The sequence below is a fragment of the Geodermatophilus chilensis genome, assembly GCF_002802985.1.
Taxonomy (GTDB): domain Bacteria; phylum Actinomycetota; class Actinomycetes; order Mycobacteriales; family Geodermatophilaceae; genus Geodermatophilus; species Geodermatophilus chilensis.
Genome location: NZ_NVPT01000057.1, coordinates 24,582 through 30,581 on the forward strand (window position 1 = coordinate 24,582; position 6,000 = coordinate 30,581).

General features: G+C 75.0%; 6 protein-coding genes. 2 read left to right on the forward strand and 4 right to left on the reverse strand.

What is annotated here, in order from left to right:
* Positions 1-47 precede the first annotated feature (47 nt).
* Entirely contained in the window at positions 48-1,094 is a 1,047-nt protein-coding gene (locus tag CNO22_RS11670) for a potassium channel family protein (RefSeq protein ID WP_198588264.1), read from the forward strand.
* Positions 1,095-1,314: 220 nt separating this feature from the next.
* Here the strand turns inward: CNO22_RS11670 and CNO22_RS28310 are convergent, their stop codons facing one another.
* The 4 genes from CNO22_RS28310 to CNO22_RS11685 form a co-directional block, all read right to left on the reverse strand.
* On the reverse strand, positions 1,315-1,584 hold the full coding sequence (locus CNO22_RS28310; protein WP_198588267.1) for a hypothetical protein: 270 nt from the start codon (positions 1,582-1,584) through the stop codon (positions 1,315-1,317).
* A 218-nt stretch (positions 1,585-1,802) separates the two neighbouring features.
* Positions 1,803-3,323, reverse strand: coding sequence for an adenylate/guanylate cyclase domain-containing protein (locus CNO22_RS11680; RefSeq protein WP_100499537.1), 1,521 nt, complete (start codon positions 3,321-3,323; stop codon positions 1,803-1,805).
* Between the two features lie 79 nt (positions 3,324-3,402).
* On the reverse strand, positions 3,403-3,567 hold the full coding sequence (locus CNO22_RS28315; RefSeq protein WP_170856897.1) for a hypothetical protein: 165 nt from the start codon (positions 3,565-3,567) through the stop codon (positions 3,403-3,405).
* A gap of 118 nt (positions 3,568-3,685) precedes the next feature.
* Positions 3,686-4,519: an IclR family transcriptional regulator gene (locus CNO22_RS11685; RefSeq protein ID WP_198588265.1), complete on the reverse strand. Its 834-nt coding sequence runs from the start codon at positions 4,517-4,519 to the stop codon at positions 3,686-3,688.
* A 310-nt stretch (positions 4,520-4,829) separates the two neighbouring features.
* Here CNO22_RS11685 and CNO22_RS28320 point away from each other — a divergent pair.
* On the forward strand, positions 4,830-6,000 hold a 1,171-nt coding region (locus CNO22_RS28320; RefSeq protein WP_198588266.1), incomplete at its 3' end, for a lytic transglycosylase domain-containing protein.

Consider the following 6,000-nt stretch of genomic DNA (forward strand, 5'->3'; position numbering starts at 1 on the left):
TACGGCGGTGCAGGCAGGATCCTGGTCGGCTCACTATCGTCCGGCGGGTGGCGAGCGAGACCGAGGCGGGGACCGAACACACCGGGGTACAGCTCGCGCACGTCGAGCCGACCCCCACCCGCCAGGTCGCCCAGCGGATGATCGCGGCGACATTCGTGCTGCTGCTCACCGTGGCGATCGTCTACTTCGAGCGGGACGACTACCGGGACACCATCGACGGTCAGGTCGACCTCCTCGACGCCTTCTACTACACGACCGTCACACTCTCGACGACCGGCTACGGCGACATCACGCCGGTCAGTGACACCGCACGGCTGGTCAACGTCCTCGTCATCACGCCGCTGCGCGTGCTGTTCCTCATCATCCTCATCGGGACCACCCTCGAGGCGCTCACCACGCGCTCCCGCGAGGAGTTCCGCATCCGCCGTTGGAGGTCCCGCGTGCGCCAGCACGTCATCGTGTGTGGCTACGGCACCAAGGGCCGCAGCGCGATCCGCTCCCTGCAGGCCAGCGGCACCCCGCTGGAACAGATCATCATCGTCGACCCCGACCACCGGGCGATCGACGAGGCCAACTCGGTGGGGCTGCACGGGATCGTCGGCGACGCCGGCCGCACCGACGTCCTCCGCCGAGCGCACGTCGAGCGCGCCCGCGCCGTGATCGTCGCCGCCAACCGGGACGACGCGTCGGTGCTGATCACGCTCACCGTGCGCCAGCTGAACCCCAGCGTGCCGATCACCACCTCGGTGCGCGAGGAGGAGAACGCCGCGCTGCTGCGCCAGTCGGGGGCTGACACGGTCATCACGACCTCGGCCACCTCGGGGCGGCTGCTGGGTCTGTCCACGGACGCCCCGCGGGTCGTGGCCACGGTCGAGGATCTGGTCACCGGCGGCCAGGGGCTCGACCTCCAGCAGCGCCGGGTCACCGCCGGCGAGGTGGGTCTGGGGCCGCGGCAGCTGCGCGACATCGTGCTGTCGGTGACCCGGGGCGGACGCACGCTGCGCTTCGACGACCCGCTGATCGGCACGCTCGAAGCCGAGGACGTGCTCGTCGTCGTGCGGTCGCACCCGCCGGGTGGGCAGATCGCCAGCTGAGGCCCGGCGCGTCGGTTCGCGCCCTGCCGGTCCAGTCTCGCAGCGACGCCCCTTCCCGCGATTCGGGCCGGGGCCCCGCTTCGTCGTACCTCCTCGCGCGGTCGGTGTGCCGCCCTGGGCCGCCCCGTGACCGGCTCCTGCTCCTGCTCCTGCTCCTGCTCCTGAAGCGCAGCACCACCTCCCCCGCGGCCTCCTATGCAGCAGGACGGATGGCCCTCGCTCAGTAGGGCGGGGGTTCGGTGACGGCGGTGAGGCCGGTGGGTGTGGTGACGGTGAGGGTGCCGTCGGGGGTGAGGGTGCGGGTCCAGCCGGGGGCCTGGTGTGTGCCGCGGTGGTCGCTGGTGCAGTAGCCGGCCTTGACCGCGGTCTGCCGGGCGATCTCCCGATCCGCGGCCTGCACCACACCCAACGGACCGCTCGCCCACCCCGCGACAGGCGCGCCACCAGCCAGCGTGCCGGTCTGCGCGCCGTCGTCCACGCGTCCGATCACACGTTCGACTGGACGCACGTCGCAAGAGGAAGCTGCAGGCCAGGCCCGCGGAACAGCATCGGCGGTACGAGGACGAAGGCGACGCCACCGGGATGCGGAAAGACCGGACGGCCGCCACGAGTGGCGGCCGGGAGCACAGCGGTTAGGCAGCTGAGAGCCAGGCAGCCAAGAGCCGGGAGGCAAGCAGCAGGGAGGCTGCCACCAGCGCCGGGCGAGTGTCAGCCCGGGCGCAGGACCCAGGTCCGCGTGGGTCGGTGACGGCCGCGGAGCTCGGCGACCGCGCCGGGCTCCCAGTGCCGCTCCTCCCCTGCGCCGGCGTCGCGCACGGCGTCCTCACTGGCGACGACGCGCCGGGCCACGTCCTTGGCCAGGTCGGTGAGCCGGGCGGCCTCGTTGACCGGGTCACCGATGACCGTGTACTCCAGCCGGCTGGCGGCGCCGACCTGCCCGGCCCACACCTGACCGCAGGCCACGCCGACGCCGAGGTCGAGTTCACCCGCGGCTCGCACGGCCACCGCGATCCGCCGCGCCGCCCGCAGCGCCGCGCCGGCCGGGTCGGGGTGGTCGGTGGGAGCGCCGAAGACGCACAGGACGGCGTCCCCCTCGAACTTGTTGACCAGCCCGCCCTCGCTCTGGACGATCTCGACGGCCACAGCGAAGAAGCGGTTGAGCAGCCCGACCATCTCCTCGGGCCCGGTGCGCAGCACCAGCGACGTGGACCCGGCGATGTCGACGAAGAGCGCGGCGACCGTGCGCAGCTCGCCGCCGAGCGAGACGCCGGTGACCAGGGCCTGCTGGGCGACCGTCGTCCCCACGTGGCGACCGAACAGGTCGCGCAGCCGCTCGCGCTCGGCGAGGCCGGCGACCATCGTGTTGACACCCTCCTGCAGCAGCCCGATCTCGCCGGCGTCGTTCACCGGCACCCGGACGTCGTGGTCGCCCGCGCCGACCCGTTGCACCGCGCGGCGCAGGTCGCGCAGCGGCGCCCCGACCGAGCGGCCGGTCAGCAGGGTGGCGAGCAGCCCGACGAGCAGGGCGACGACTGTGAGGAAGACGACCGCGGCCTCGTTGGGCCCCTGGGGGTTGCTCGGGTCGAGGAAGAGCAGCGACAGGCCGAGCAGCGGGACGCCGCTGGTCAGGCCCCAGGTGAGCAGCAGCCGAGGGCGGACGCCGAGGCTGAGCGCACCCGTCGGCGGGTGGGCCTCGAGCGCGCGGGCGGTGACGTCCCGGCCGAGCCGCAGCGCCAGCAGGTAGCTGACGCCGGCGGTCACCACGCCACCGAGCAGCGCGGCCAGACCGATCCGCAGTCCGACGAGGGGGAACGGTGAGACGACCGCGCCGACGACGCCGACCAGCAGCGCGCCGCCGAGCCAGGTGACGGCGGCGACGAGGGCGATGTCGACGGGCAGCCGCAGCGCGCGGGCGGCGTCGGACGGGGTGGGACGGCGACCGGCGGCCAGCCAGGCCGCGGTCGGCCGCTGCAGCCGCAGCCCGACGAGGACGCCGAGCGGCAGCGCGACGGCGAGGTAGACCAGCGCGGTCAGCACGATGACGGCGCGGCCGCCCTCGGGGTCGTGCGCGCCGGCGGAGAGGCCGAGCAGGAGCAGCGCGACGGTGCCGACGCCGACCAGGTTGGCCACGACGACCAGCACCACGAGGACCGGCACCGCACGCCGTCCGGTGGGCGCCCACTCGAGCGCCGCGTCGAGACGACGGGCGGCGGCGGGGACGTCCCTCATGGACCGGAGGCAGGAGCCGGGAGGTCGGGCACGGCCCCCATCGTCACCGAGCCGCGCCTCCCTGCATACAGTCGGGGCCTCAGACGAGGACGGCCTCCAGGGCGTCGGCCTGCTGCACCAGGTCGGCCGCGGTGGTCAGCCAGCCGGCGACCAGCAGCAACGGCCACGCCTGCTCGTCGTCCAGCGAGGCCGTCGTCGCCACCAGTGAGGCCTGGGCCACGGCCCTGCACGCCATGTTCCGCATGACGGCTCCTTCCATCGGTTGCCAGGACGGTCGGCACCGACGGGGCCGGGGTCCAGCCGTGCAACACAGATGTCACCCCGAGGGGTGGACGGCGCAGCCGCTCGGGGAACCGGCGGGCTCACCCGTCGGCCGCGGCCACCCGCCCCCCGACCGGGAGCCGGCGGAGCGCCGGGTCGTAGCCCAGCCGCGCACTGGCGTCCGCCGCCGCACGGGCCACGACGGGGCCCAGCCGCTCGACGTCGCGCTCGGTGACCCGCTGCGTCGGGAAGCCCAGGCCCAGCACCACGGCGAGCTCGCACGTGTGGTCGAGGACGGGCGCGGCGATCGAGCCGACGTCGGCGTGGCGCTCCCCGAAGGCGGCGGAGAAGCCCCGCTCCCGGACCGCCGCGACCTGCCGGTCGAGCTCCTCGAGGCTCGTGGGCGTCGCCGGGGTGAAGCGGGCCAGCTCGCCGCCCTCGAGGGCGCGGCGTGCCTCGGGGTCGAAGGCGAGGAAGACCTTGCCGGGCGCGCCGGCGTGGATGGGCATGACCATGCCGACCATGAACGGGCGCATCACGACGTGGCGGGTCTCCGCGACGGCGACCACCGTCCGGAACACGCCGTCCCGCACGTAGAGGCAGGCGGTCTCACCCGTCTCGTCGCGCAGCTGCTGGAGCACCGGCTTGACCAGCCGGACGACGTCGAGCCCCAGGGTCCCCGGCGTCGCCCAGCGCACCAGCGAGATGCCGATGCGGTACCGGTCGCCGTCCCGGTCGAGGAAGCCCTCGTAGACCAGGTCCTGCACCAGCCGCTGGCAGGTGGTCGGGGGCAGACCGGTGGCCCGGACGAGGTCGCGCATCGTCGGGTCGGGCGTCTCGACGGAGAAGCAGTTCAGGATCCGGGTGATCTTGTGCAGGACGAGTGTGGCCGCCCTGCCCTCCTCGCGCCGTGCCGCCACCGTCGCCGTCCTCACCGCTGCTCCGCCGGGCGCTCATGCTAGGCGGGTCCGGCCGGGTGCGACGTGGGCCGGGCGACGTGCCGCTGCTGGTCGCGCAGCTCGGCGCCGCCCAGGTCCACACCCCCCCGGATTGGCGGGCGCGCGAGCCGGCCGGCCGGGGAAGACTGGCTCCCGCCAGGAGTGAGGCGTGCGGGTCATGGGGGACGGTGCCATGTCGGGGATGTCCGGGGCGGGTCCACGTCGGCGACGGTCGCGCGTCCCCCGGGTCCCGGCGCCGCCCCCGCGGCAGCACCGGCACGGGCCGGGCCTGTGGCAGGGCGCGGCCGTGGTGCTCGCCGCCGCCACCCTGATGACCACCTCGCAGGTGAGCGACGCCGCGCGGCCGGCCGCGAGCACCTCGCAGGGTCCGCCGTCGGCGGGGTTCCAGACGTCCGCCCAGCCGGTCGGCACGTCCACCTCCGCTCCGGACACCGCTCCCGGCACGACCCTGTCGCCGTCGCCGAACGCGGCGTCGTCGCGGAGTGCCGCGTCGTCGGGCGCGGCGGCGGCCGCGTCCGGGCTGGCGGCCGGGGGCATCCCGTCGGTCGCCAAGGCCGCCTACGACTCCGCGGCCGCGGAGGCGCCGGCCGACTGCGGCATCGACTGGTCGCTGGTCGCCGCGATCGGCCGCGTCGAGTCCAACCACGGACGCTTCGCCGGGGCGGTGCTGCAGACCGACGGGCGGTCGGCCCCGCGGATCATCGGCATCCCGCTGGACGGGAACGGCACGGCAGTCATCCGGGACACCGACGGTGGGCACCTCGACGGCGACACGGTCTACGACCGCGCCGTCGGCCCGATGCAGTTCATCCCGTCCACCTGGGCGCGCTACGCCGCCGACGGGGACGGCGACGGCAGCAGCGACCCCTTCGACATCCACGACGCCGCCCGGGCGACCGCCCGGTACCTGTGCGCCGCCGGCGGGGACCTCACCACCGTGGAGGGGCGGCGGCGGGCCGTCCTGGCCTACAACCACTCCGACAGCTACGTCGCGACGGTGCTGACCCTCGCCGCCGAGTACGCCGGGACGCCGCCGTCCACCGTGCCGACCGTCGCGGTGCCCCCGCCGTCGGAGCCGCCGGCGAACCCGGGTCCCCCGCTGGCGGTGCCTCCGGCCGCGAGCCCGTCGGCGTCCGCCCCGCCGTCCACGACCTCCGGGACGACGACCCCGCCGGTCACCACACCGCCCGCGGCCAGCACACCGCCCGCGGCCAGCACGCCGCCGGGGACCACGCCGCCGACCGTCACGACACCGCCGACGACGACGCCCCCGGTCACCACGCCACCCGTCACGACGCCCCCGCCGGTCACCACGCCGCCGTCCACGACACCGCCTCCGGTCACCACTCCCCCGACGGTCACCACCCCGCCGTCCACGACGACACCGCCTCCGGTCACCACTCCCCCGACAGTCACCACCCCGCCGACAGTCACCACCCTGTCCCTCATACACATCT